At 44.1% G+C, this 26,194-nt stretch carries 17 protein-coding genes and 1 riboswitch; of the genes, 10 read left to right on the top strand and 7 right to left on the bottom strand.

Annotated features, from left to right (window positions below; translation table 11 throughout):
• Positions 1 to 6: 6 nt before the first annotated feature.
• Positions 7 to 252, bottom strand: a complete 246-nt coding sequence (locus NX845_RS10740) for a YciN family protein (RefSeq protein WP_004736440.1) — start codon at positions 250 to 252, stop codon at positions 7 to 9.
• A 439-nt stretch (positions 253 to 691) separates the two neighbouring features.
• Here NX845_RS10740 and topA point away from each other — a divergent pair, with 439 nt between their 5' ends.
• From topA to NX845_RS10720, 4 genes are all read left to right on the top strand, one after another.
• Positions 692 to 3,322 (top strand): type I DNA topoisomerase, encoded by a 2,631-nt coding sequence (gene topA / locus NX845_RS10735; protein WP_260256812.1) that lies wholly within the window; start codon positions 692 to 694, stop codon positions 3,320 to 3,322.
• A 525-nt stretch (positions 3,323 to 3,847) separates the two neighbouring features.
• Positions 3,848 to 5,077, top strand: a complete 1,230-nt coding sequence (gene glgC, locus NX845_RS10730; RefSeq protein WP_076648142.1) for a glucose-1-phosphate adenylyltransferase — start codon at positions 3,848 to 3,850, stop codon at positions 5,075 to 5,077.
• Positions 5,067 to 6,521: a glycogen synthase GlgA gene (glgA, locus tag NX845_RS10725; protein ID WP_260256811.1), complete on the top strand. Its 1,455-nt coding sequence runs from the start codon at positions 5,067 to 5,069 to the stop codon at positions 6,519 to 6,521. The genes glgC and glgA overlap by 11 nt, the downstream gene beginning before the upstream one ends.
• Before the next feature lie 285 nt (positions 6,522 to 6,806).
• Positions 6,807 to 7,604: an alpha/beta fold hydrolase gene (locus NX845_RS10720; protein WP_004736445.1), complete on the top strand. Its 798-nt coding sequence runs from the start codon at positions 6,807 to 6,809 to the stop codon at positions 7,602 to 7,604.
• 139 nt (positions 7,605 to 7,743) lie between these two features.
• Here the strand turns inward: NX845_RS10720 and NX845_RS10715 are convergent, their stop codons facing one another.
• From NX845_RS10715 to torD, 5 genes are all read right to left on the bottom strand, one after another.
• Complete coding sequence (locus tag NX845_RS10715; RefSeq protein WP_260256810.1) at positions 7,744 to 8,061, bottom strand: DUF2007 domain-containing protein; 318 nt, start codon at positions 8,059 to 8,061, stop codon at positions 7,744 to 7,746.
• Between the two features lie 70 nt (positions 8,062 to 8,131).
• Entirely contained in the window at positions 8,132 to 8,812 is a 681-nt protein-coding gene (locus NX845_RS10710) for a TVP38/TMEM64 family protein (RefSeq protein WP_004736447.1), read from the bottom strand.
• Between the two features lie 134 nt (positions 8,813 to 8,946).
• Positions 8,947 to 9,537 carry a TfoX/Sxy family DNA transformation protein gene (locus NX845_RS10705; RefSeq protein WP_004736448.1) on the bottom strand — a complete coding sequence of 197 codons (591 nt, stop codon included), beginning with the start codon at positions 9,535 to 9,537 and terminating at the stop codon, positions 8,947 to 8,949.
• A gap of 127 nt (positions 9,538 to 9,664) precedes the next feature.
• Positions 9,665 to 9,750, bottom strand: a riboswitch (cyclic di-GMP riboswitch).
• Positions 9,751 to 9,920: 170 nt separating this feature from the next.
• Entirely contained in the window at positions 9,921 to 10,925 is a 1,005-nt protein-coding gene (gene purR, locus NX845_RS10700) for an HTH-type transcriptional repressor PurR (protein ID WP_017078168.1), read from the bottom strand.
• 316 nt (positions 10,926 to 11,241) lie between these two features.
• Positions 11,242 to 11,889 (bottom strand): molecular chaperone TorD, encoded by a 648-nt coding sequence (torD, locus tag NX845_RS10695; RefSeq protein ID WP_260256808.1) that lies wholly within the window; start codon positions 11,887 to 11,889, stop codon positions 11,242 to 11,244.
• 285 nt (positions 11,890 to 12,174) lie between these two features.
• On the opposite strand from torD, the gene torR reads away from it, so the two are divergent.
• Entirely contained in the window at positions 12,175 to 12,888 is a 714-nt protein-coding gene (gene torR / locus NX845_RS10690; protein WP_004736453.1) for a two-component system response regulator TorR, read from the top strand.
• Positions 12,889 to 13,114: 226 nt separating this feature from the next.
• Here the strand turns inward: torR and elyC are convergent, their stop codons facing one another.
• Complete coding sequence (elyC, locus tag NX845_RS10685; protein WP_029222038.1) at positions 13,115 to 13,969, bottom strand: envelope biogenesis factor ElyC; 855 nt, start codon at positions 13,967 to 13,969, stop codon at positions 13,115 to 13,117.
• A 115-nt stretch (positions 13,970 to 14,084) separates the two neighbouring features.
• Between elyC and cmoM the strand changes: the two genes are divergently transcribed.
• From cmoM to fdhF, 5 genes are all read left to right on the top strand, one after another.
• The gene (cmoM, locus tag NX845_RS10680) at positions 14,085 to 14,870 is read left to right on the top strand and encodes a tRNA uridine 5-oxyacetic acid(34) methyltransferase CmoM (RefSeq protein WP_017085860.1); all 786 of its coding nucleotides are present in this window, start codon (positions 14,085 to 14,087) and stop codon (positions 14,868 to 14,870) included.
• Between the two features lie 125 nt (positions 14,871 to 14,995).
• Positions 14,996 to 16,333: a chromosome partition protein MukF gene (gene mukF / locus NX845_RS10675; RefSeq protein WP_065681587.1), complete on the top strand. Its 1,338-nt coding sequence runs from the start codon at positions 14,996 to 14,998 to the stop codon at positions 16,331 to 16,333.
• Complete coding sequence (gene mukE, locus NX845_RS10670; RefSeq protein ID WP_260256807.1) at positions 16,314 to 17,114, top strand: chromosome partition protein MukE; 801 nt, start codon at positions 16,314 to 16,316, stop codon at positions 17,112 to 17,114. The genes mukF and mukE overlap by 20 nt, the downstream gene beginning before the upstream one ends.
• Positions 17,111 to 21,571: a chromosome partition protein MukB gene (mukB, locus tag NX845_RS10665; RefSeq protein WP_260256806.1), complete on the top strand. Its 4,461-nt coding sequence runs from the start codon at positions 17,111 to 17,113 to the stop codon at positions 21,569 to 21,571. Before mukE ends, mukB begins: the two co-directional genes overlap by 4 nt.
• A 313-nt stretch (positions 21,572 to 21,884) precedes the next feature.
• A complete protein-coding gene (gene fdhF, locus NX845_RS10660) occupies positions 21,885 to 26,114 on the top strand; it encodes a formate dehydrogenase subunit alpha (RefSeq protein WP_065681584.1) in 4,230 nt (1,409 codons plus the stop codon).
• Positions 26,115 to 26,194 lie beyond the last annotated feature (80 nt).

Here is a 26,194-nt window from a genome sequence, read left to right as displayed (position 1 = left end):
TTTTCGTTATTGTTGAAGCGTAAATTCTTTTGAAAGATGGTGCGCTAAGTATTTAAACATGTTAAATACTGCGGTTGTATTCTCTGTCGGCATTCCATTGCTGTCTAAGAAGTATTCACCTTTGAAGATGAGGACATCGTCTTTTTCTACTACGCTGTTTGCGCGCATGCCTTCAATGTAGTCATCATGTGATTGGATAATTTGGTTTGCGATAAGCAGTAAATCAAATTCTGCTATTACTTTCTTTGTCATGAGTTTATCTCTGATAACTGAATATAACGTTGAGTTTATGGTGTCGAACTAGAAATTCAATGATTTCACAACCGATTAAGAGAGTCTTTTTAAACATCCACAATTTATTTTGTGATTTACGGCAAAAATAATTGAATGGGGCTCGCGTTAGATTCGCGGACAAGCTTAGTATGAGCCCGTTTAGACGTAATGCCTGATGAATAGGCTCTTGCAAGTATTCTTAGTGAGTACTTTATAGCTTCTTTATATTGTGCCCCTTTTCTCTATGAGTCGTCGAATTGTCGAGCGATCAGATCCAATTTTGAAAAAAGCGGTTGATCTTCTAGTAATCTCGCACAATAGTAAAAAAAGAAGCAATGAATTTAGAATATCATGCGTAAAAGCCCACAAGCTAAATTGTTGGTGCTGAAGCATCGTGATTAAGGACGTTAGAGTCAATATGGGTAAATCGCTCGTTATAGTGGAGTCGCCAGCCAAGGCTAAAACTATCAATAAATATCTTGGCAAAGACTTTGTCGTTAAGTCGAGTGTAGGTCACGTACGTGATTTACCAACGGCGGGTCAAAGTACTGGTCAAAAGGCTGCTGCAGTTTCAACCAAGGGTATGAGCCCAGAAGATAAAGCTCGTATCAAGAAAGAAAAAGATCGCAAAGCTCTCATTAAAAAGATGGGTATCAACCCATATCAAGAGTGGGAAGCGAACTACCAAATTTTACCTGGTAAAGAAAAAGTCGTTGCTGAATTGCAAAAACTGGCTGAGAACGCAGACCATGTTTATCTCGCAACCGATTTGGATCGCGAAGGAGAAGCTATCGCATGGCACCTTCGTGAGATCATCGGTGGTGATGAAACGCGATACAAGCGAGTGGTTTTTAACGAAATTACCAAAAATGCTATCCAACAAGCTTTTGAAACTCCAGGTGAGCTAAACATTGATGGCGTAAACGCACAACAAGCACGACGTTTTATGGACCGTGTTGTTGGCTTTATGGTGTCGCCACTGCTTTGGAAGAAAGTAGCACGAGGCCTATCCGCTGGCCGTGTTCAATCAGTCGCTGTAAAACTACTGGTTGAGCGCGAGCGCGAGATCAACGCTTTTATCCCCGAAGAGTTCTGGGATGTGCATGCTGATACCAAAACAGCAGAGAAAACAGATTTCAGACTGCAAGTTGCTCAGAAAGACGATGTTGCGTTTAAACCTGATAATGAAGCGCAAACACAAGCTGCAGTTAGCGTTTTAGAAAAAGCTCAATACGAAGTATGTAAACGTGAAGACCGCCCAACTAAGAGTAAGCCGTCTGCCCCTTACATCACGTCTACGCTGCAACAAGCGGCGAGTACGCGTCTTGGTTACGGCGTGAAGAAAACCATGATGTTGGCTCAACGTTTGTATGAAGCGGGTTACATCACTTATATGCGTACTGACTCAACCAACTTGAGTTCAGAAGCTGTTGAAGCCGCTCGTGAATACATTGGTTCTGAGTACGGCGAGCAATATCTTCCACCTAAAGCACTTGTATACGGCAGCAAGGAGGGCGCTCAAGAGGCCCACGAAGCGATTCGTCCTTCAAGTGTAGATGTTAAGTCGGAAGACTTAAACGGCGTAGACGCAGACGCACACAAGCTATATTCACTGATTTGGAATCAATTCGTTGCTTGTCAAATGACACCTGCGCAATACGATTCAACGACAGTAAGCGTTAAAGCGGATGAGTACACGCTAAAAGCGAAAGGCCGTATTCTTAAGTTTGACGGTTGGACTCGCGTTCAACGTCCAATGGGCAAAAATGAAGATACTATTCTTCCTGCTGTACAGGTTGGTGAAAAGCTAGACTTAATCGCACTCGACCCTAAACAGCACTTCACTAAGCCACCAGCACGTTTCACTGAAGCTGCGCTGGTTAAAGAGCTTGAGAAGCGCGGTATTGGTCGTCCTTCAACTTACGCATCAATCATCTCGACGATTCAAGATCGCGGTTATGTAAAGGTTGAACAGCGCCGTTTCTATGCTGAGAAGATGGGTGAAATTGTTACTGACCGTCTAGATGGCAGTTTCAATGATCTAATGAACTATGACTTTACTGCTCGTATGGAGCAGAAGTTAGACCAAATTGCAGAAGGCGAAGCAAGCTGGAAAGGCGTGCTAGATAACTTCTTCGAAGACTTTACTGGCGATTTGGAAAAAGCGGATCTAGACGAAGACGCTGGTGGCATGAAGCCAAATCATATCGTAGAAACCGATATTGAGTGTCCAACTTGTAGCCGTAAAATGGGTATTCGTACAGCTTCGACAGGCGTATTCCTAGGTTGTTCTGGTTATGCACTTCCACCAAAAGAGCGTTGTAAGACAACAATCAACCTTGGTGATGAAGAAGGTATTATCAACGTTCTTGAAGAAGACGTTGAAACAGCAGCACTTCGAGCGAAAAAGCGTTGTCCTATTTGTGAAACGGCAATGGATGCTTATCTGATTGATGATAAGCGTAAGATGCACGTGTGTGGTAACAACCCTAACTGTGAAGGTTATGTGGTTGAACACGGTGAATTCAAAGTCAAAGGCTACGATGGTCCACTTGTTGAGTGTGACAAATGTGGTTCTGACATGGTTCTGAAGAATGGTCGTTTCGGTAAATACATGGACTGTACGAGTGAAGATTGCAAGAACACTCGTAAGATTCTGAGAAATGGCGAAGTAGCGCCACCTAAAGAAGACCCAGTGCATTTCCCTGAACTTCCATGTGAAAACTCAGATGCGTACTTCGTACTTCGTGACGGTGCTTCTGGTCTATTTATGGCAGCGAGCAACTTTCCTAAATCACGTGAAACACGTGCGCCATTAGTGGAAGAGCTGGTGCGTTTTAAAGACCGTATTTCACCTAAATTCCAATACCTGACATCAGCACCAGTTGCTGATCCTGATGGCAAGCCGACAGTCGTTCGTTTTAGTCGTAAGACAAAAGAGAACTACGTTCGTACTGAAGCGGATGGTAAACCATCTGGTTGGACTGCGTTGTACATCGATGGTAAGTGGGAAATTACGGATAAACGTAAAAAGCCTAAAGAGAAGTAACTGAACGTTATTTGAAAAAAAAACAGCCATTAGGCTGTTTTTTTTTGACCAAAATACGACTAATTATGCAACTGGTTGATTTGGTGTATTGATTGCGAGAATTTATTAAATTCACAGGGTAAAATAAATGGAGATGATTAATTATATCTTCTTATGCAACTTTAACGAGAATGTAACTTAATTCAAATATTGTAACTCAAAGATCAGTGTTTAGTTGTATACCTGATGTGTGACGGGTGTTAATGTAATGTTTCGCCCGCACGGTGTAGTGTGAGCTGCTTTAAGTCTTAGGAAAGCAATCAGCTTACATAGCACAGAATGGCGTATTAAAAATTGAAATCGACCGAAAAGTCGATAACGTATATAAAACCAAGTGCAAAGAATAGTGCACGCATAACAACGTTTGGCTTAGGATATTGTCACTGTATGTGAATGAATATTCGTTAAGTACCGAAATAAGTGTTAGTGCTCATCCCCCAGAGGAAGACACCTCTACGAGTACTGACATCGACAAGCTATAGATATATGGAGAATAAAATGGCTGGTGTATTGGGAATGATTCTTGCTGGTGGTGAAGGCTCTCGCTTAAGACCTTTGACTGAATCTCGCAGCAAACCCTCGGTTCCTTTCGGTGGTAGTTACCGCTTAATTGATTTCGCTTTGAACAACTTCGTTAATGCTGATCTTATGAAGATCTACGTATTAACACAATTTAAGTCACAATCTCTGTTCCACCACATGAAAAAAGGTTGGAATATCAGTGGCATCACAGATCGTTTTATCGACCCAATTCCTGCGCAAATGCGTAAAGGAAAGCGTTGGTATGAAGGCACAGCCGATGCTATCTACCAAAATATGGGCTTTATGGAGCTGGAAGAACCTGATCAAGTCTGTATTTTTGGTTCTGACCATATCTATAAAATGGACATCAAACAAATGCTTGATTTCCATAAAGAAAAGAAAGCAGCGTTAACCGTTTCTGCACTGCGTATGCCGCTTGCTGAAGCATCAGAGTTCGGTGTTATCGAGGTGGATGCTGAAGGCCGTATGATTGGCTTTGAAGAGAAACCTGCAAATCCTAAGTCGATTCCGGGAGACCCAGAGTCAGCGCTCGTTTCAATGGGCAACTACGTATTCGAAGCGAAAGAACTTTTTGCTGAACTAACGGAAGATGCAGATAAACCTGAATCTTCACATGACTTCGGGAAAGACATTATTCCAAACATGTTCCCACGCGGTGATGTGTTTGTTTATGATTTCAGCACCAACCGTATTACTGGTGAGAAAGAAGAAGTTTACTGGCGCGATGTAGGTACGATTGATGCGTACTGGCAAGCACATATGGACCTTCTTAAGAAAGATGCACCATTCTCGCTATACAACCGTAAATGGCCTCTACACACTTACTATCCGCCACTACCACCAGCGACGTTTACTGACTCGGCTAATGGTCGAATTCAGATCATTGATAGCCTTGTGTGTAGCGGTAGTTACGTACGTGGTTCGCGTATTGAAAAGAGTGTATTAGGCTTCCGCAGTAATATCGCATCAGCGTGTGATATTAGTGAGAGTATTTTATTAGGTGATGTGAAGGTGGGCGAGGGTTGTATACTTCGTCGCGTTATCATTGATAAAGATGCAGACATCGCACCGGGCACTCAAATTGGTGTAAACCTGACAGAAGACAAAAAGCATTACCACGTATCTGACGATGGTGTAGTTGTAATTTCTAAAGGAGCGCGAGTTGGTTACTAAAACTCTCTCGGTACTTTTTGTAGCGTCTGAAGTTGAAGGCTTGATTAAAAGTGGTGGCTTGGCTGATGTAGCCAAGGCACTGCCGAAAGCGTTACAAACACTCGAACAGGACGTTCGAGTGACTATCCCCGCGTATAGAAACATTCCAAACATTGATGCAGCCGAAGTCATTTTATCGACCGAGCTCGATCATTGGCCTCATACCGCTTACCAAGTCAAAAAACTGAGTGTAGAAGGTGTTCAAGTTTTTGGTATCGAATGTGCCAAATATTTCGACCGTCCAGAAATGTACGCAGAAAATAATCAAGCTTACGCAGATAACGGAGAGCGTTTCTCGTTCTTCAGTGCAGCCTGCCTTGATATGCTTCCTAAGCTTGGCTTCCAACCTGATATCATTCATGCAAATGACTGGCATACAGGCTTTGTTCCTTTTTTGCTTAAATCACGTTATCAACAACATGATTTCTTTGAAAATACGCGCAGTGTTATCTCAATTCACAACGCAGTTTTCAAAGGTGTGTTCGCATACGATGAACTGCAATTTCTACCAGAAATGCATAGCTACAATGTGCCTGAAGCTTCAGTGAGTGACACGCATGTCACAATGCTGAGAGCCGGCGTGATGTGTGCTGATAAGGTGAACGCAGTCAGTCCAACGTATGCCGAGGAGTTGAAAACGGAATTAGGCAGTCATGGTATGGCAGCAGAATTCCAGTACAGATCCGCGGATCTTTTTGGCATTTTGAATGGTTGTGATTACGGAGCTTGGAACCCGGAAACGGATGCTTTCCTCCCTCGTAAATTCAAAGCGACAAAGCACAGCATGGTTCGTGGGAAGTCAGCTTGTAAGCAAAAACTGCAGCAAGATGTTGGCCTCCCCGTCACCGATTGTGCGGTTTATGGCATGGTTTGTCGTTTGACTAATCAGAAAGGTGTTCATTACTTACTGCCTATCATCGAACAGTTTTTGAAAAACGATCTTCAGATCGTGATTGTCGGTACTGGTGATCCAGTTTTAGCGAGTCAGCTGAAAGAGCTGTCGGCACTTCACTCAGATAAGTTCTCGTTTGTAGAAGCGTATAATAATGAGCTTGCGCACTTAGTTGAAGCGGGTTCTGATTTCTTCTTGATGCCTTCGGAGTTCGAACCTTGTGGCTTAAACCAAATCTACAGCATGGCTTACGGTACGTTACCGATTGTTCGCTCTGTGGGCGGTTTAAAAGACAGTGTGAATGATTACGATCAGGATCCCGAGATAGCGACCGGCTTTGCTTTTGAAGAGCCAACACCGCAAGCGTTACTGGCAGTATTGCATCGTTCATTACTACTTTATGCACAAAATTCCGCTGAAATTAAGCGTGTTCAACTTTACGCGATGCAACAAGATTTTAGTTGGGAAGATGCGGCAAAAGAATATCTTACGATGTACCATTATGCATTTTAACGTACTGAATTAGCTGTAAAATAAGCTGATGTATAACAACTGAACTTAATAGTAGAAGGCGCTCTGATAGTAGAGTGCCTTTTTGTTTTCTGGTCAGATCACATCACGTTTAGGAAGAGAAAACTTGCAAACTCATTTTAGTCAGGTAGAAAAGGTGGGGTAGGTATTCACATGACTAATGTTAGGTTTGACACTATTATCACTTAAATTTCTTGATTGCGTGATATCCTTAGCCATCGCCTTGTGATGAGGCAGAGCTCCATTCCAATAATTAAAGCGATAGGTATGTCTGAGAGTTTACTATTTCATAAAACATTTACTCACCCTACGAGCGATGAGTGGGTTGTATTTGTGCATGGCGCAGGAGGCAGTTCCTCCATTTGGTTTAAGCAGATCAAAGCGTATAAACAGCACTTCAACTTGCTTCTCATTGATTTGAGAGGGCATGGTAAATCAGACAACATCCTCAAAGAGCTGATTTCGAATCGTTATACGTTCAAAGCGGTAACGCTCGATATTCTTAAGGTGTTAGACCATCTGAAAATCCGTTCTGCACACTTTGTAGGCATGTCTTTGGGCACGATTATTGTCCGTAATGTCGCAGAGCTAGCGGCTGGCCGAGTACGTTCAATGGTGCTAGGTGGTGCCGTGACCAAACTCAACACTCGCTCTCAAGTCTTAATCAAGTTGGGTAACTTGAGTAAGCACATCATTCCTTATATGTGGTTATACAGCCTTTTTGCTTACGTTGTGATGCCACAAAAAAGCCAAAAAGAATCACGTCACCTGTTTATCCGCGAAGCCAAAAAGCTGTGCCAAAAAGAGTTTAAACGCTGGTTTATCCTTACGGCTGATGTGAACCCATTGATGAAGTACTTCAAAGACCGAGAATTGCCGATTCCAACTTTGTATTTGATGGGCGAGCGCGACTACATGTTCATCAAGCCAGTAAAAGAAATGGTTGAAGCGCATAAGTCGAGTGAGTTGGTAGAAATTGCCAATTGTGGGCATGTGTGTAACGTAGAAAACCCTGAAGAATTCAATCAACGATCTATCGCTTTTATACAAAAGCAAATTCAGTGATTCTTTAGCAGAACAGATGCTCGAATAGAATTGAAACAAAAACGGGAAGCTAATTTTAGCTTCCCGTTTTTATTTGGAGGAGGTATCTGACCGAGTTGTTATATAAGGCCGTTGGAGCCACTTTACCTTTCAAAACCTGCTATTCAGGTGAAGCAGCACCGCACTGCCAACAAGAACCGAATTGTGCTTCGTTGACTTCATGACATTCTCCGCAACGCCACTCTTCATAAATGATCGAATCTTGCTGTTTCTGGTAGTCATTAACAACTGTCCGGGCTTTGCTCGCCAATTCTGGCTCATATAACCATACGTAAGGGTCAGTTTCTTCGGTAAATGGGATTTCCCCTTTCAAACCGAATAACCCTTCACCACGAACTTCACACGCAATATTCACACTTTCTAGCAATCCACAGATGATGTGGGCTTCTGTCGGATTCGATGCACTGAAGATTTTCATTGAGATAGAACCTTATCTGGCTATATGCGTTATTTAGCTATTATAAGTATACGTTATTCAGTGATAGACGTTATTCAGCCACAGGTGCTGAGCGAAATTTATTCATCAACCATTTTGCAATGATTGGGAATACACCCAGTAAGGCAAATGACAAAAGTACTGAAGGGGACACGATACCCGAAAGTGAATCAATTTCCGCGAGTTGAGTACCAGCATTCAAGAAAACAGCAGTACCCGGTAACATTCCTATTTGACTCGTAATGTAGTAACGACTCACGGACATCGGTGTTAGACCCATCAACAGATTGATAAGAAAAAATGGGAATACAGGAATCAGACGCAGAGAAAACAAGTAAAATGCTCCGTCTTTTTCAACGCCCTTGTTAATCGTTGCTAATTTGTCACCAAATTTGGTTTGGATCCAGTCACGTAAAAGGTAGCGGCTACTTAGAAATGCGAGGGTTGCACCAATGGCACTGGCGAAAGAGACCAGCAGCAAACTATTCCAGAAACCAAATAGCGCAGCTCCTAACAGGGTCACAACAGCAGCACCAGGAATGGAGAAAGCAGTAATCATTACATACGCGACAAAATAGATAGCAGCGGCAGCAATGAAGTTGCTATCAATGTAGTCATTTAAAACGGCTTGTTGGGCCTTGGCATTTTCAAGCGTTAGGTATTGGCCGAAATTGACGCCTAACAAGACGATGGTTACGACCAACACAATACCCAATATCATTTTCTTACTCATTGATACTTCCTCTAAATTTTCAATGTATACCATTAGTATAGATAGACAGGCAAAGCATAGATTAACTTTCAGCAGATATAAAAAAAGCCGCAGTAAATGCGGCTTAGTTATATAGATAATTTGCACTGACAATGTTAATTGACGCGATTGATAAGCTCTTCACGACGCTGCTGCGGTATAACAGACCAATGTGTGCCATTGATCGCGCCTTCTAACGCCCAAAGTAGTTCAATACTGACAGAAGACGCATGTGATTCTTTGATGGCGTTAAATGCGTTTACAGAGCCAGATTCATATAAACGTTCTACGGAATCGATCCCTGCTTTTTTCAACATACGCTCAGTGGCGAGTCGAAGGTTGGGCAGATCTTTGAGTCGAGTAGGCTTAGCTGAAGATTGCTCAGCTTTTTCTTCTTTAGCAAAACCCAGAGACGTCGTTGCAAGCTGCAAGATTTTCTCTTGGTCTTGCCACAGGCCTTCAGGTAAAGCGAAATATTTAGTAACGACAGGGAAACCACGTTTTTTGTAGACGTACGGTTGAAACCCTTGTTGTTCGAACTGTTTCGTTGTGCATTTGTCTGCTCGTATGTGCAACTGGTCATTTACAACCAGAGCAAACATAGTGTCATCAGCAAAAAGACCGAAGCCACCAAACATCGAGCGTGATTTTATTTTTCCTAGGGATTCAAATAATTTCATTGAATCCTTTAGTATCGGTTTATCCATGTTATTTATCTCGGTGTATTTGAACTACGCCACCAAATAAGCAGGTCCGAGAGATTAGCAAAATGTTGCAATTAAATTGTCAATTAGCCGTAAATTACTAAATTATTAGTAGTTACTGCATTTTGCCATCGGTAACCCCGCTACCATACCAACGAGTGGTTTAGGCCGGAAGCTTTGCGTCTCACTCTTTCAAGTGATTTGCCCTGTGCGTGACTGATTGAATAGAATAAAGTTTTTGTTGAATGAGGCTCACACTTGTTATTTCAAAATGTGATATTGCTTCAATTAATGATCTTTCCAGTATGATACCAGGTTCATTCATGTTGTTGATAAAAAAAGCGCACCTAAAGGTGCGCTTAATTATATTAAACTGAATTTATCAATTAATTTAACGTTTTAACTGTGCTTCGCTCAACAATTTCAGGATGCATTTCGAACACACGCTTTTCATGGTCTTTATCTTTAATGCGTTCTAACAAAATTTCGAAAGCGTTCTTACCAACACGACGTTTGGGTTGGTGAACCGTTGTTAACGGCGGAGAGAAGTATTCAGCCAACTCGATGTTGTCATAGCCGATCACTGAAATATCTTCAGGGATACGAATTCCTTTCTCTTGCAGTCTGCTCATTAGGCCGAGTGCCATCGTGTCGTTAAAACAGAATACGGCCGTTGGGCGATCTACCATCTTAATGATTTTCTCTGCCGCAAGAACCGCCGTATCACACTCGAAGTTACCTTCAATGATCATGTTATCATCGGCAGCAATCTTAGCTTCGTTGAGTGCGCGTTTGTAACCCGCGATGCGTTCAACACATGCCGCTTTGTCTAAGTGGCCACTTAAACAAGCAATCTTGGAGTGACCGTGATCAATGAGGTATTTGGTCGCTAGGTAACCACCTTCCTCAGAGTTGTCGATGATCTTATCTGCTTGAGAACTCTCAGGGCCCCAATCCATAATCACTTTAGGGATGTCAGCGTGACGGTCTAACATGCCTCTCAGTTCTTCAGTTAGGTCAGAACACATAACTAAGATGCCATCTACACGTTTCTCTGCAAGCATTCGAATGTAGTCACGTTGCTTCTCATAGATACCGCCCGTATTACACAGGATCAAAGTGTAACCTTGACGGTAGCAGTAGCTTTCAACACCATCGATAACTTCAGAGAAGAATAGGTTAGTTGATTGAGTAACTAGCATGCCGATAGTGCGGGTTGTATTGCACTTCAAACTACGAGCAACGGCACTTGGTGCATAGTTCAGTTCGTCTACGGCTTTATTTACTTTTTCTTGCGTCGCTTCTGCAACAAAGCGAGTTTTGTTGATTACGTGAGAAACGGTTGTTGTTGATACGCCTGCTAAGCGAGCGACATCTTTTATAGTGGCCATGGTTTTATCCTATTAGAAGCTACTTTCCCAAAGTACGGAATGAAGTAGCCGTTAAGCTACCTAACTAAGAGCTTAAATTTGTAGGGCTCTTTGGGTACTAAAGTGCTAAAAAACAAAAAACCGCTATTGAGCGGCTTGTCTTAACACCGAAATGCTCAAAACTATAATAAGCATAGCATTTCGTGAATGTTTCATATTTTATCGTTTGCGGTCACAATTTTAGACTGACTAGAAATTACTCGCAATAAAATTCACCCGGAAATCCGGGTGAATTGTCACATTCTTCTGAATTTATCTAACGAGTCATCCAATAAGCTTATTCACCAGCGAGGTATTGGGTGTCCAATTTGCAGAATGCAAGTAGCAGAGATGAGACTGAAGCGTAGAAACCGAATTCGTCAACGTCATGACATTTAACGTTGAACTTTGGTACCCAAGTAAGAAGTTGTTGCTCGATAAATTGCTGTTGAACAATGAACGATTTTTCTAGCTCTTCTTCAAATTCCGTTTCATTAGAACGGATGATCAAGTTGCCAAGGAAGTCGAGTGCGATAGCGATGTGGTCAGCTGGTTCTTTTAGATCTTGGTTCACCACTAAGTTGTGCTTAGCCATGATCTCTTCCATATCTTTTGCTTGCTTATCATTCAAAAGGCCAGTCTCACCGATATACATAGAAGCGTAAGGAAGTGCGCCATGCTTATCTGTTTTTAAGAATAAGTCACAGAAGTCTGCAGACAATTCTAGTTGAGCATCTTCACGCGTTTGTAGGCGGTTTAGCGCATCCACTAGGCTATCGATCGCCGGCTTTAGTGTTTCATTTTCGCCTAAACCAGTTAGGAAAGAACGAATTTCAACAGAGTGGTAGTGATCGAGTTCTTCTTGAGTGATCTCTTTAGCGAATAAGCTTGATAGCCACCAGTATATTTCTGCTCTTTGCTCGTTGAACGCTTTCGTATCTTTCATTTCTTAGATCCTGATTTAGTCTTGTGGTGTTACTTATATGCGTCTTGAAGTCACTAGTGCATAAGCACACCAAGGCTGAATAACAAGGTTATTTGCGAAACGCAAAGTTACTCGTTAGTAGTAATGCCTATATTGAATTGCGATGGACGATAAATAGCAAGGTTTAAGATTGTCTTGTATCAAAAAAGATCCATGTTTCTGGCTTTTATCTTGTGTACCACTAGAATTGTTACGAGTTATGAATAGAATAGTCACTGAAACTATTAAATAAGAAAAGTGGTGTAGATGAGCTATCACGTATTAGTCGTAGAAGATGATGTGGTAACCCGCAGTAAACTGGTCGGATACTTCCAGAACGAAGGTTACACAGTAAGCGAAGCAGAAAGCGGCGCTCAAATGAGAAACGTGTTAGAAGAAAACAACGTTGACCTCATTATGCTGGACATCAACTTACCAGGCGAAGATGGATTGATGCTAACTCGCGAATTACGCAGTCAATCAGACATTGGAATTATTTTAGTTACTGGACGCACGGATAGCATCGACAAAATCGTTGGCCTTGAAATGGGCGCTGATGATTACGTTACTAAACCCTTCGAACTTCGCGAGTTATTGGTTCGAGTTAAAAACCTACTTTGGCGCATTTCTGCCGCTCGTAAAACAGCAGCAGGTAAGGTTGAAGAGACTGAAGACGAATCTGTGGTTCGTTTTGGTGAGTGGACGTTTGATATCCCTCGTCGTGCGCTAAGCAAAAACGGCGAACCGGTTAAACTGACTAAAGCTGAATATGAACTGTTGGTTGCGCTCTCTTCTTATCCTAACCAGGTATTAAGTCGTGAACGCATTCTGAATATGATCAGTCACCGAGTGGATGCTCCAAACGATCGAACTATCGACGTGTTAATCCGTCGTATGCGTGCGAAGATGGAGTTTGACCCTAAGAATCCACAAATTTTTGTAACGGTTCACGGTGAAGGTTACATGTTCGCTGGTGATTGATTTCCTTCGGGAATGACCAATCAACAACGATATTTAAACGTAAAAAGCCGAGACATCATTGATGTCTCGGCTTTTTTATTGCTTAGCTTTTATTGTTTATGAACTGGAAACCTGCAAATTACTTGGTTAATCAGTCTTGCCTATCTGGCCGAGTCTACAGATAAGACTATTTCTACAGGTAAGACTATGTCTACTGATAAAATTCAGTTTACTGATTCGGTTGAGTTTATTGAGGCTGAGCCGCAGAAATACCACCGTCATCTTCAACTAAGCGAGATGTTTCAGGAACAACAATGGGTTCTTCAACGGTGTCATTGCTTGTATCAAGCCAATCACGCAGGCTTTGCCACATCAACCCCATTGTTTCGTGCCAGTAACGCTCAGTTTGCTCAAGGTAAAGAGCTTTAGGCATGTACTTATTCCAAGGTTCAACAATCCCTTCTTGTGCAAGGTAATTGGTTGGGGCTGGTAATGGCTTCATGCCAGCTGCATGGAATTCATTCAATGCGCGAGTCATATGGCTAGCGGAAGTTACCAGTACCATTCTTTTATTTTTAACGAACGCAGCGGCTTGTCGGGCTTCTTCCCATGTGTCTTTCGCTGTTTCAAGCAGAATGATATCGGGCTTTGCGACACCTAGAGCCAACGCAACTTTGGCCATCATTCTAGCATTGCTCACCTCAGTGCCTGCGCCATAGCCAGACAAAATGAGTTTTGCACCAGGGTAAAGGCGTAGAATACGAATCCCTTCACTTAAACGCATTAGACCGGTGCGACTAAGCTCTGATGTTGGTGGGATTTGGTCGTCTACGACGTGACCACTTCCGAGAACCATCACGTAATCGACGGTTTCATCGACAGGTAAAAAAGCGGTGTGTTGCCTTTCCATTGGCATTAAAAGTTGACTAGAAACTGGCTGGAAAGCGATTAGGAAAATACCACATAGGGCTGAAAGGGTGATTAGGCAACCCGTCTTCCTTTTGGTAGTAAACATCACTAGGGCTAAACCCAGAAAAGCGAGAATTAACATTGCTGGCAGTGGCATCAGTAACGAAGACACTACTTTTTTCAGCTCAAACATATCCGAATAGTCCGAAAAAACATCACTTAGTAGTAAAAAGAGACATCGCCTCTTTATTCCTGAAATTCCTGTGACAGAATAGCAGGCACGATAGGACATAATAACTCAAGTAGCCGTGACTGAAGACCGTAATTTCGACGATATTGCCCACAAATTTGCAAAAAATATTTACGGCTCTGACAAAGGAGAGATCCGTCAGATCATCGTATGGGAAGATTTAGAACAAGCTTTGAGCAAATTTGAGCAATCAGCTTCGCCGCTGCATGTGCTTGATGCTGGAGGCGGCCTTGCGCAGATGTCGCAAAAAATTGCGTCGCTTGGGCATAACGTTTCTCTTTGTGACCTCTCTTCTGAAATGCTGAAGCTAGCAGAAGAAAGTATCAGTGAAGCGGGGTTGCTAGAGCAGTATCGGTTTATTCATTCTCCGGTCCAAAAAGTAGCAGAGCACCTTGAAGGCCAAGTTGATTTTGTGATGTTTCATGCCGTAATGGAATGGCTCGCAGATCCTAAAGAGGCGCTTGATTTATTACTGGAACAAGTTAAACCCGGTGGTGTTGCCTCGATAATGTTTTACAACCACCATGGATTAGTCCTGAAAAATGTGATTTGTGGCAACATTCCTCATGTATTGAATGGGATGCCACATCGAAAACGGTTTAAGCTGCAACCACAAAAAGGCTTGAAGCCAGAAGAGGTTTATCAATGGATAGAAGACGCCGGTCTAGAAATCTGTGGTAAATCAGGCATTCGCTCTTTCAGTGACTACATAGGTAATATGGAGTACATGGGTGATTACCAATTTGAAGATGTGTTGGAACTAGAAAAACAGCTATGTCGCCAAGAGCCATATCTGTCGCTAGGCCGTTATATTCACGTTTGGGCTCAAAAACCTGCGCAATAATAGCGGTGAATGTGGTAAAAGAAGCCACAACATGCGCTATGCAATCGTAACAAGCCCGCGTCATAAAGAAATAGGCGTCATATCTAATACGTTCGATATGACGAAGAACAGTAACAGGAACCACAATGAGTGAAATGACTCAAACTGCCGAAGAGCAGCCAATTGATGAGTTGGTAGGCTGGGTCAAGCAGCATGACTTTTCATTAAACTTGCCGCCAGAGCGCTTAGCATTTTTGATTGCTATCGCAGTACTAAGCAATGAAAGGTTCGATGAAGAGTTGGGCGAAGGTGAACTGCACGATGCATTTACCATTGTCACTCGACTGTTTGAAGATACTGGCGAAGCGTCTGCGTTTCGTGCCAACAATGCCATCAATGAGCTAGTTAAACAGAAGTTGATCAGCCGCTTTACCAGTGAAATCACCGATGGTGCGAGCATATACCGCTTATCACCGTTGGCCGTTGGTATCTCTGATTATTACTTACGTCACCGTCAGTTCTCTAAATTAAAACTGTCTATTCAGCTTTCTATGGTTGCCGATGAGATGGCAAAAGCCATTGAAGCTGCGCAGAAGGGCGGAACTCCGGGGCATTGGAAAAAGAACGTTTACGGCGTGCTCAAATATTCAGTTGGTGAAATTTTCGATCAGATTGATCTTAACCAACGTGTTATGGATGAGCAGCAACAAACCGTTAAGCAGCAAATTGCCGACCTTTTAAATAAGGACTGGCGAGAAGCGATTAATAACTGTGAAGCTTTGCTATCAGAAACTTCTGCGACGCTAAAAGAATTGCAAGATACCTTGCAAGCGGCGGGTGATGAACTGCAAACACAGATCCTCGATATTCAAGAAATTGTTTACGGTGACGATGAGCTCGAGTTCGTTGGCGAAACCCTGTTCGGTTTGCAAATGAAGCTTGACCGAATCATCAGTTGGGGTCAGCAAGCTATCGACTTGTGGATCGGCTACGACCGCCACGTTCACAAATTTATCCGTACCGCGATCGATATGGATAAAAACCGTGCCTTTAGCCAACGCTTGCGTCAGTCAGTCACAGACTACTTTGATGCGCCTTGGTTATTGACTTACGCCGATGCTGAGAAGCTGACCGATCTTCGTGATGAAGCGCTCGTGCTTCGTGATGATGAAGTGATGGGACAAGCGCCAATCGACGTTGAGTACGAAGAATTTGAGCAAGTGAATGATCTGCTTTCAGAACGAATTGCAGAGATGTTAAAAGCTCACAAACAGCAAGGCGCGCCAATTGACCTTGGCCTTGTGCTACGAGATTACCTCGCAGCACACCCTCGCACACACCATTTTGATTTAGCCAGAATTGTTGTCGACCAAGCCGTGCGCTTAGGTTACTCAGAGTCTGACTATCAGGCTATTCAGCCAGATTGGCAGGCAATCAACGATTTCGGTGCAAAGGTACAAGCAAATGTCATTAACAAGTACTGATGATTACATGCCAGAGAAACTGGTAAAAGCGATAGCGAACCCGTTGTTCCCCGCGCTAGATAGCATGCTGCGTTCAGGTAAACATGTTTCAACAGAAGATCTAGACAACCACGCGTTGCTTTCTGATTTCGAAGTGGAACTTCAGCATTTTTACCAACGCTACAATACGGAACTGGTAAAAGCGCCGGAGGGTTTCTTCTACCTGCGTCCGCGTTCTACATCTCTGATTGGCCGTAGTGTGTTGTCTGAGCTAGACATGCTGGTTGGTAAGGTGTTGTGTTTCTTATACCTAAGCCCAGAACGTCTTGCTCATGAAGGTATCTTCACCAATCAAGAATTGTTTGATGAATTGATGTCGTTAGCGGATGAGAAAAAGCTCATGAAGCTAGCAACGAACCGCGCATCTGGTTCTGACTTAGACAAAGAAAAGCTCTTTGAAAAAGTACGTACTTCTTTGCGTCGTTTACGCCGTATCGGCATGCTGATTGCGATTGGTGAAACCGGCAAGTTCCGTATCAGCGAAGCGGTATTCCGCTTTGGCGCTGACGTTCGTGTTGGCGACGACATGAAAGAAGCGCAATTACGTCTTATTCGTGATGGTGAAGCCGTGGTTCATACACAAGAGCCAAACCAAGGCAGCTTGCTAAATGAAGAGCAGGTAGAAGCCGCATCAGAACTAGACTTAGATGAAAACGGTCAACAAGACATTTTTAACGATCAAGCCGGCTTTGACCTTGAGTCAAACGATGGCGAGCAAACAAAAGTAGAAGGTGAAGCATGATTGAAAGAGGTAAGTATCAATCATTAACCATGATCAACTGGAACGGCTTTTTTGCGCGTACTTTTGATATTGATGGGTTGGTTACAACGCTTTCTGGCGGTAACGGTGCAGGTAAGTCGACCACAATGGCGGCATTCATCACGGCATTAATTCCTGACCAAAGCCTTTTGCATTTCCGTAACACAACGGAAGCGGGCAGTTCACAGTCATCTCGTGATAAAGGCCTTTACGGTAAGCTTCAGCCGGGCGCATGTTATGCCGCGCTAGATGTGGTGAACTCTCGTAATCAGCGTCTATTGTTCGCAGTAAAACTGCAGCAAGTAGCGGGTCGTGATAAGAAAGTAGACATCAAACCGTTTGTTATCCAAGGCCTCCCAAGCCATGTGAAACCAACCGATGTTTTGATTCAGAACGTTTCAGACAGCCATGCTCGCGTATGCCAGCTGAACGACGTAAAAGCGGCGGTTGCACAATACGAAGGCGCGCACTTTAAAGCGTTTTCTTCGATTGTTGATTACCACTCACAGATGTTTGAATACGGTGTAGTACCGAAGAAATTGCGTAACAGCAGCGACCGTTCTAAGTTCTACCGCTTAATTGAAGCATCACTTTACGGTGGTATTTCTAGTGCAATTACGCGTTCACTGCGTGATTACCTTCTGCCACAAAATGGTGGTGTGAAGAAAGCATTCCAAGACATGGAATCTGCACTTCGCGAAAACCGCATGACACTTGAAGCGATCAAAACGACTCAGTCGGATCGTGACTTGTTCAAACACTTGATCACAGAATCTACGAACTACGTGGCAGCAGATTACATGCGCCATGCCAACGATCGTCGCAACAAGCTTGATCAAACTATGAAATTCCGTGGTGAACTGTTTGGTTCACGTGAAACCTTGCTTAATCAAAACAACTTGTTGAACCGCGTTCAAGAAGAGCTTGAGCTGCTGGTCGATCAAGAATCGGCACTAGAGCAAGATTATCAAGCGGCTTCGGATCATCTTCAATTGGTTCAAACTGCACTTCGTCAGCAAGAGAAAATTGCTCGCTACAGTGAAGATTTAGAAGATCTTAATGAGCGTCTAGAAGAACAGATGATGGTAGTTGAAGAAGCTCAAGAGCGAGTATTTCTTGCTGAAGAGCAGGCAACCATTACTGAAGAAGAAGTGGATAGCCTGAAAACTCAGCTTGCTGACTACCAACAAGCGTTGGATGTTCAGCAGACTCGTGCACTTCAATACCAGCAAGCGGTTCAAGCATTAGAGAAAACTAAGCAGCTACTTGGTGATGAGTCTATTACTGCAGAAAGCGCATTAACTCTGGTTTCTGAGCTAAAAGCACAAGAAGAATCAAGCACTCAAACGTTACTGTCGACTAAGCACAAACTAGACATGTCTTCTGCTGCGTCTGCGCAGTTCGACAAAGCGTTCGCTCTTATTAAAAGCATCGTTGGTGACGTTGAACGTAAAGAAGCATCTAACAGTGCTAAGCAAGCGTTAGAAAAAGGCCGTAACGCAAAACACGTTGTTGAAAACGAACAGCAGTGGCGTGCTCAGCACCGTGACATGGCTCGTGATGTGGCGCAGCAGCGTCAAGCAAAAGAGCTTGCGACTGAATACCAAAAGCAACACAACACCTCACTGACTGACGAAGCGGTTTTCGATGAAGAACGTGAACGCCATGCAATGCAGATCGAGTCTCTTGAGTACGCTCAAGAAGAGCTGCGTGAAGCGAAGAGTGAGCAACGTCGTGTGCAACAAAACCACGACCAAGAGATTCAAAAACTTGAGTCTATTGCTCCAGCGTGGATCACGGCGAACGACGCACTTGAAGCACTAAGAGATCAAACAGAAGCTGAGCTAGAAGATAGCCAAGCAGTAATGACTCAAATGCAGCAAGTGCTTGAAGACGAAAAATCTCAAGCGGTAGCGAAAGATCAATTAGCGACTCGTCGTGCGCAACTTGAGCAAGAGATTGAACGCTTAGCATCTCCGGGTGGTTCTAACGATCCTCGTTTGAAAGGTTTAGCTGATACGCTTGGTGGCGTGCTGCTTTCTGAGATTTACGATGACATTACCATTGGTGATGCACCGTATTTCAGTGCGATGTACGGCCCGGCTCGTCATGCGATTGTTGTGTCAGATCTTGATGGTATTAAAGATAAGCTGGTGGATCTTGATGATTGTCCAGATGACCTTTACATCCTTGAAGGCGATGTCGATGCATTTGATGACAGCTCATTCAATGCTGATGAGTTAGAGGGCGCGGTGTGTGTTCAGCTGAACGATCGCCAAATGCGTTACTCTCGTTTCCCTGAGATTCCTCTGTTTGGCCGTGCGGCTCGTGAACAACGATTAGAGAAATTGCGTGAAGAGCGTGATGTTGTTGTGGAAAACCACGCGAAAGCGGCGTTTGATGCACAAAAGCTGAATCGCCTATACCAAGCATTCAATAGCTTTGTTGCTAAGTACCTACACGTTGCATTTAACGCTGACCCTGAACAGGCACTAGTGTCTATTCGTGACAAGCGTAACCAGATTGTACTTTCTTTGGCTGAATTAAATTCTAAAGAGCAACAGCAACGTAGTCAGCTACAACAGAGTAAACAAGCGTTGGGTGCGCTAGACAAATTAGCACCAATGGTTCGTATTTTAGAAGACGAAACATTGGCTGAACGCCTCGCTGAATTAGAAGCGCAACTAGAGCGCTTGAGCGAAGCTAAGTCGTACTTGAACAACCATGGCAAAGCACTTGCTTCGTTAGAGCAGATCGTTTCTGCACTAGACGCAGACCCTGAACAGTTCGAGACACTAGAAGCACAATACCAACAAGCTGACCAAGCTCTACAAAGCCTGAAAGGTAAAGTGTTTGCTCTGTCTGACTTGATTGAACGTCGTCACTACTTTGCCTATGCGGATTCTGTTGATCTTCTAAACAAGAGCAGCGAACTGAGCGAGCAATTAAAAGCGAAATTGGTTCAAGCTGAACAAGCTCGAACTAAAGGCCGTGATGGCTTCAAGCAAGCTCGCGAACAGATGAACCAATACAACCAAGTATTGGCAGCACTGAAGAGCTCACATCAAGCGAAGCAAGAAACGGTTCAAGAGTTCAAGCAAGAGCTACAAGAGTTTGGTGTCAATGCTGATGAAGGCGCTGAAGAGCGTGCTGTACGTCGTCGTGACGAGCTTCAAGAGCGTTTGCACACATCTCGCAGCCGTAAGAGCGAATACGAGCGTACGATTACGTCAACTGAACTTGAGATGAAAGCCTTGGCTAAGCGTCTTAAGAAAGTTCAGAAAGACTACACAGAGCTTCGTACCTTCGTTGTTGCAGCAAAAGCAGGCTGGTGTTCAGTACTTCGCTTAGCTCGTGAGAATGACGTTGAACGTCGTCTACACAAACGTGAACTGGCTTATCTAACGGCGGGCGAGCTTCGCTCTATGTCGGATAAATCACTGGGTGCGCTACGTCTGGCGGTAGCCGACAATGATGACCTGCGTGATTCGCTGCGTCTATCTGAAGACAATGCACATCCAGAGCGTAAAGTTCTGTTCTACATTGCGGTTTACCAACACCTTCGTGAGCGTATTCGCCAAGACATTATTCACACGGATGATCCGGTTGAAGCAATCGAAGAGATGGAAGTTGAGCTAGCTCGACTAACAGAAGAATTGACGCAGCGTGAAAATCGCCTGGCAATCAGCTCTGAGTCCGTAGCAAGCATCATCAAGAAAACGATTCAGCGCGAGCAGAACCGTATTCGAATGCTGAACCAAGGTTTGTCTAACATTTACTTTGGTCAGGTTAAAGGCGTACGTCTGAACGTTAAGATCCGTGAAAGCCACGAGATCTTGCTATCAGGGCTAGCGACTCAACAAGAGCAACACAAAGACTTGTTTGAATCAACGCGCTTTACCTTCTCAGAAGCGATGGCGAAGTTATTCCAACGAGTGAACCCACATATCGATATGGGTCAACGTTCTCCGCAAGTTCTGGGTGAAGAGCTACTGGATTACCGTAACTACCTAGAGCTAAGTGTTGAAGTTAACCGTGGTTCAGACGGTTGGTTACAAGCGGAATCGGGTGCATTGTCTACGGGTGAGGCGATCGGTACGGGTCAGTCAATCCTATTGATGGTTATTCAGAGCTGGGAAGAGGAATCTCGTCGACTTCGCAGTAAAGACATCGTTCCATGTCGTTTGTTGTTCCTTGATGAAGCAGCACGTCTGGATTCTAAGTCAATATCTACGCTGTTTGAACTGTGTGACCGCTTAGGTATGCAGCTTCTGATTGCTGCGCCAGAGAACATTAGCCCAGAGAAAGGTACGACTTACAAACTGGTTCGTAAGGTCTTCAAAGACCACGAACACGTACACGTTGTTGGCCTACGTGGTTTTGCTCAAAACAAACCAGCATCTCCAGTTCAAGAGCTTATCGAAGAAGCTGAGCAATAAGCTTGATAGCTTAGCTATAAGCTCGAAAGCGACTCAATGATATTTGTTCAAAGCCCCTAATCATTAGGGGCTTTTTTGTACCTTGAATTTAATTTCTACAACTGAGTACCTTCCGCCTAGTCCTCTCGTCGATACTGATAAGACCACTCATACCTTATGGTTATTATCAATGGAACTTGTTTGAGGTCACACGCACAAAACCACAAATAATGTATGGTAATGACATAGATTTAATAATATTAATAATATTGTATTACTTAAATTTTAATTATTGATAACTCGCGTGTGCGAAAGGTAAAGGTAGGACTTAGGTATGATTCAAATCGTTATTGATGGGAAATATCGAATCGTCGAGCAAGGACAAACCGTTCTTGAGGCGGCAAAAACATGTGGTTTAGAGATCCCATCTTTATGTGGTTTGAACAAAACAGCGGATAAAGTACCGTGTGACTTGTGTGTTGTTGAAGTTGATGGCGTTGGTGTCACTCGTTCTTGTGAGCTTGAAGTGTCTAATGGGCTGAATATTACCACCCAGTCAAAACAGTTAACAACTCATCGGCAAGAAGCGTTGAACCGCATCATGACCGATCATTACGCCGATTGTGAAGCGCCATGCCAAACAGCGTGTCCTGCTGGGGTCGATATCCAATCTTACCTGCATCATATTGCTCAAAATGATCACATCAAAGCGATAGAGGTCATCAAAAAGACACTGCCAATGCCCCTGTCGATTGGTCGAGTATGTCCTGCTTTCTGTGAAACTGAATGTCGTCGCAACTTGGTCGATGAATCCATCGCGATTCGCCAACTCAAACGACACGCTGCCGACGCAGATTTAGCCGCTCAAGAGAGCTACATGCCAACTAAGAAACCAATTAAAGGCAAGAGTATTGCGATTGTTGGTAGTGGTCCCGGTGGTCTTACGGCGGGTTACTACCTATCTAACGAAGGCTACGATGTGAGTGTTTATGAGTCGATGCCCAAAGCGGGAGGTTGGCTGCGTTACGGTATCCCTGAATATCGCTTACCTAAGTCGATTCTAGATAAAGAAATCGAACTGATGTGTCGTAATGGGATGTCGGTAGAGTGTGATAAAAAACTCGGTGTTGATTTTACACTGTCTGATTTGAGTAACGATTTTGATGCGGTTTGCTTAGCGGTTGGTGCATCGCAAGCAGTTGAAATGAATTATCCGGGCAGCGAGCTTGGCGGTTGTTATCTAGGCGTCGATTACCTGAAAGATTACGTGACCGACCAACAGTATGTCACTGGTAAAAAGGTTGCAGTGATCGGTGGCGGGAATACCGCGATTGACTGTGCTCGAACCGCAGTTCGTGATGGTGCGGATACCACGCTGATTTATCGTCGTACTCGAGATGAGATGCCAGCAGAAGATTACGAAATCGAAGAAGCTGAGCATGAAGGTGTGAAGTTCCATTTCTTAACCAACCCGGCAGAAAACATAGCCGATGAAAATGGTCATGTATCAGAAATACGATTAGAGCGTATGGCTTTGGGTCCGGCTGATGCTTCAGGTCGTCGCAGCCCTAAACCAACAGGCGAATTCTTTGTTGAAGCGTTTGATACGGTTATTGCTGCCGTGTCGCAAAAGCCGGATCTGAGCTTTATGGACAATGAAGCGATTGATATTCCTCTTACTCGTTGGAATACCGCTGATGCCGATCCGCAAACCATGCATACAGGTACTGGCAATATCTTTAGTATTGGTGATTTCCGACGCGGCCCTGCAACCGCAGTGGAAGCGGTGGGGGATGGGCGCATTGCTGCACAGGCGATCGATCGCTTCTTCCATGGCGACATGGATAACATTCCGGCTAAACCGTTTAACTCAAGAAAGCACAAGCAGCTCAAAGCAGTGGATCCTGAGCAATACAAATCCATACAGCGTATGGCGCGTAAGATCATGCCAGAGCTAACACCCGAGCAGCGTGAACAAAGCTTCGACGAAGTAGAAACTGGATTTGATAATGCTGATGCAATTGCGGAAGCAGCAAGATGCCTAGAATGTGGTTGCCAAGCCAATACCGATTGCGACCTACGAGACTACTCGACCGAATACAAAGCAACGCAAACACATCCAGAGTACAAAATCGATGTGGCTTCGAATGAGAACTGGCAGGCGATACGCGTAGAAGAAGCGAAGGTCGGTTTAACAAGACAAAAATTTGCAGTTGATGACAGTTCAGAATTTATTATCTTTGATGCCAACCGCTGCATCAGTTGCGGGCAGTGTATCCAAGCGTGCCGTGAACAGAATGTTCATGGTGTTTTAAGCTTCATGAATCAATCTGATGGCAAGCCTGCATCAAGACCTGAATGTCGTCCTAATTTTGGGGCAGACAAGACCTTAATGGGCGACTCAAACTGCGTTCAATGTGGATCGTGTATTCAGGCGTGTCCAACCGGTGCAATGGTGGATGCTCGTGATAGAAAGCAGGGAGACACAGGCCTACTCAAGAAAGTCGATACCATCTGCACCTATTGTGGTGTGGGCTGTAAGCTAACCATGCATATCGATGAACAGAAAAACAGAATCCGTTATATCGAAGGCGGTGACTCTCCGGTTAATGAAGGCATGTTGTGTGTTAAGGGGCGATTCGGTTTCGATTTTGTGGGCAGTGATGCGCGTTTAACCACACCATTAATTCGTAAAGATGGCTGGTTGCAACCTGCAAGTTGGGAAGAAGCGATTAAACTCATTGCTGATAAATTTACCGCGATTAAACAGGGTTTCGGTAGTAATGCTTTAGCGGGCTTCTCGTCGGCGAAAACCACCAATGAAGACAACTATGCCTTCCAAAAATTCATACGTCGCGAACTAGGTACCAATAACGTCGATCACTGTGCTCGTCTTTGTCATGCTTCGACTGTTACCGGTTTAGAGGCTTCGCTGGGCAGCGGTGCAATGACCAATGATATTCCAAGTATCAAGCACTCAGATGTGATCTTTATTATCGGTTCAGACACTACTTCAGCACACCCAATTATTGGCTCGCACATCAAGCAAGCGGTGAGGCATGGTGGAGCACGATTGATCGTTGCTGATCCAAAACGAATCGATATTGCTGACCACGCTGAGCTTTATTTAGCGCACCGACCGGGCACCGATGTGATGCTGATTAATGGTGTGATGCAGCAGATCATCAAACACGGTTGGTACGATCAAGATTATATTGATGATCGTGTTGACGGCTTTGATACCTTATTGCAGGAAGTCATGTCACCAAGCTACTCACTTGATAAAGTCGAATTGGTGACTGGCGTGAAAGCGGAAGATATCTTCGCGATGGCTCGCTTGATTGGTACTGCAGAACGCACCGCAGTGTATTATTCGATGGGTATTACGCAACACACTACTGGTCACGACAACGTACGTTCAATCGCTAATCTACAACTCTTGTGTGGCAACATTGGTATCGAAGGCGGTGGTATCAACCCATTACGTGGTCAATCCAATGTTCAGGGCGCGTGTGATATGGGGGCATTGCCGAACAACCTTCCAGGTTATCAGAAAGTGTATAACCCGATAGTTCGTCAAAAATTTGCGATGGAGTGGGGTGTTGCTGATTTACCAGCGGAAGCGGGGTTAACGCTCACCGAAATTATTGATGGAGCGTGCCATCGAGATGTTCGCGGTCTGTATGTCATGGGTGAGAACCCAGTGTTGAGTGACCCAAATCAAGCGCATGTGATTGAAGGCCTTGAAGCGTTAGATTTCCTAGTGGTTCAAGATATTTTCTTAACCGAAACCGCTCAGTATGCCGATGTGGTTCTGCCGTCTTGTTCGTTTGCTGAAAAGTCTGGCCACTTCACCAATACAGAGCGCCGAGTACAACGTATTAATCCTGCTGTTAATCCGCCCGGTGACGCGAAAGAAGATTGGGTGATTATTCAAATGCTAGCCAATGCAATGGGCGGCGGTTGGGATTATAAAACCGTTGCTGATATCACCAATGAGATAGCACGTGTAACGCCGCAGTATGGTGGTTTACGTTGGGAGAATATTACGGTGAACGGCGTCCAATGGCCAAGTAATAAGAATAACCCTGACGGTACACGCATCATGCACCAGACTCAATTCACTCGCGGGCGTGGTCAAATGGAAGCGATTCCGTTTAGATACGCAGCAGAACTTCCTGATGCGGAATACCCGCTAGTATTAACGACAGGTCGCATCCTAGAACAGTTCCACACAGGAACCATGACACGTAAAACCAAAGGGCTTGATAACTTGGCAGGACCACGTGCGATGGTGAGTGTTCATGATGCCGAAGCGTTAGGGATCTCGAATGGCCAGATGCTCAAAGTATCAACCCGTCGTGGAGAAATTGAAATCGCGGCATTTGTCACTAAGCGAATGCAAAAGGGTGTGGTATTTATTCCATTCCATTTTGTCGAATCTCCAGTTAACCGCTTAACTACGACTGCAACCGATCCGCACGCTAAGATCCCAGAGTTTAAGGTGGCGGCAGTCCGCATTGACCCAATTCGTGAGTCTGAAGCAGAAACAACAGAAGCTTAGTTCCGAGCGTTAAGTTAATTAACGATAGGCATTAAAAAGCCGCGTAACTCTCAGAGTTATGCGGCTTTATTTATTGAGCT

Source organism: Vibrio sp. NC2 (assembly GCF_025195005.1).
In the GTDB taxonomy this organism is placed as follows: domain Bacteria; phylum Pseudomonadota; class Gammaproteobacteria; order Enterobacterales; family Vibrionaceae; genus Vibrio; species Vibrio splendidus.
The sequence above is the reverse complement of the archived record's forward strand: the minus strand, read 5'-3'. Positions and strand labels throughout refer to the sequence as shown.

Excerpts from the sequence above, each read along its gene's own strand:
- mukF (WP_065681587.1), top strand. The coding sequence starts at position 14,996 with ATGAGTGAAATGACTCAAACTGCCGAAGAGCAGCCAATTGATGAGTTG.
- mukB (WP_260256806.1), top strand. The coding sequence starts at position 17,111 with ATGATTGAAAGAGGTAAGTATCAATCATTAACCATGATCAACTGGAAC.
- mukE (WP_260256807.1), top strand. The coding sequence starts at position 16,314 with ATGTCATTAACAAGTACTGATGATTACATGCCAGAGAAACTGGTAAAA.
- torD (WP_260256808.1), bottom strand. The coding sequence starts at position 11,889 with ATGAAAGATACGAAAGCGTTCAACGAGCAAAGAGCAGAAATATACTGG.
- glgC (WP_076648142.1), top strand. The coding sequence starts at position 3,848 with ATGGAGAATAAAATGGCTGGTGTATTGGGAATGATTCTTGCTGGTGGT.
- NX845_RS10715 (WP_260256810.1), bottom strand. The coding sequence starts at position 8,061 with ATGAAAATCTTCAGTGCATCGAATCCGACAGAAGCCCACATCATCTGT.
- NX845_RS10740 (WP_004736440.1), bottom strand. The coding sequence starts at position 252 with ATGACAAAGAAAGTAATAGCAGAATTTGATTTACTGCTTATCGCAAAC.
- topA (WP_260256812.1), top strand. The coding sequence starts at position 692 with ATGGGTAAATCGCTCGTTATAGTGGAGTCGCCAGCCAAGGCTAAAACT.
- torR (WP_004736453.1), top strand. The coding sequence starts at position 12,175 with ATGAGCTATCACGTATTAGTCGTAGAAGATGATGTGGTAACCCGCAGT.
- elyC (WP_029222038.1), bottom strand. The coding sequence starts at position 13,969 with ATGTTTGAGCTGAAAAAAGTAGTGTCTTCGTTACTGATGCCACTGCCA.
- purR (WP_017078168.1), bottom strand. The coding sequence starts at position 10,925 with ATGGCCACTATAAAAGATGTCGCTCGCTTAGCAGGCGTATCAACAACA.
- fdhF (WP_065681584.1), top strand. The coding sequence starts at position 21,885 with ATGATTCAAATCGTTATTGATGGGAAATATCGAATCGTCGAGCAAGGA.
- NX845_RS10720 (WP_004736445.1), top strand. The coding sequence starts at position 6,807 with ATGTCTGAGAGTTTACTATTTCATAAAACATTTACTCACCCTACGAGC.
- NX845_RS10705 (WP_004736448.1), bottom strand. The coding sequence starts at position 9,537 with ATGGATAAACCGATACTAAAGGATTCAATGAAATTATTTGAATCCCTA.
- NX845_RS10710 (WP_004736447.1), bottom strand. The coding sequence starts at position 8,812 with ATGAGTAAGAAAATGATATTGGGTATTGTGTTGGTCGTAACCATCGTC.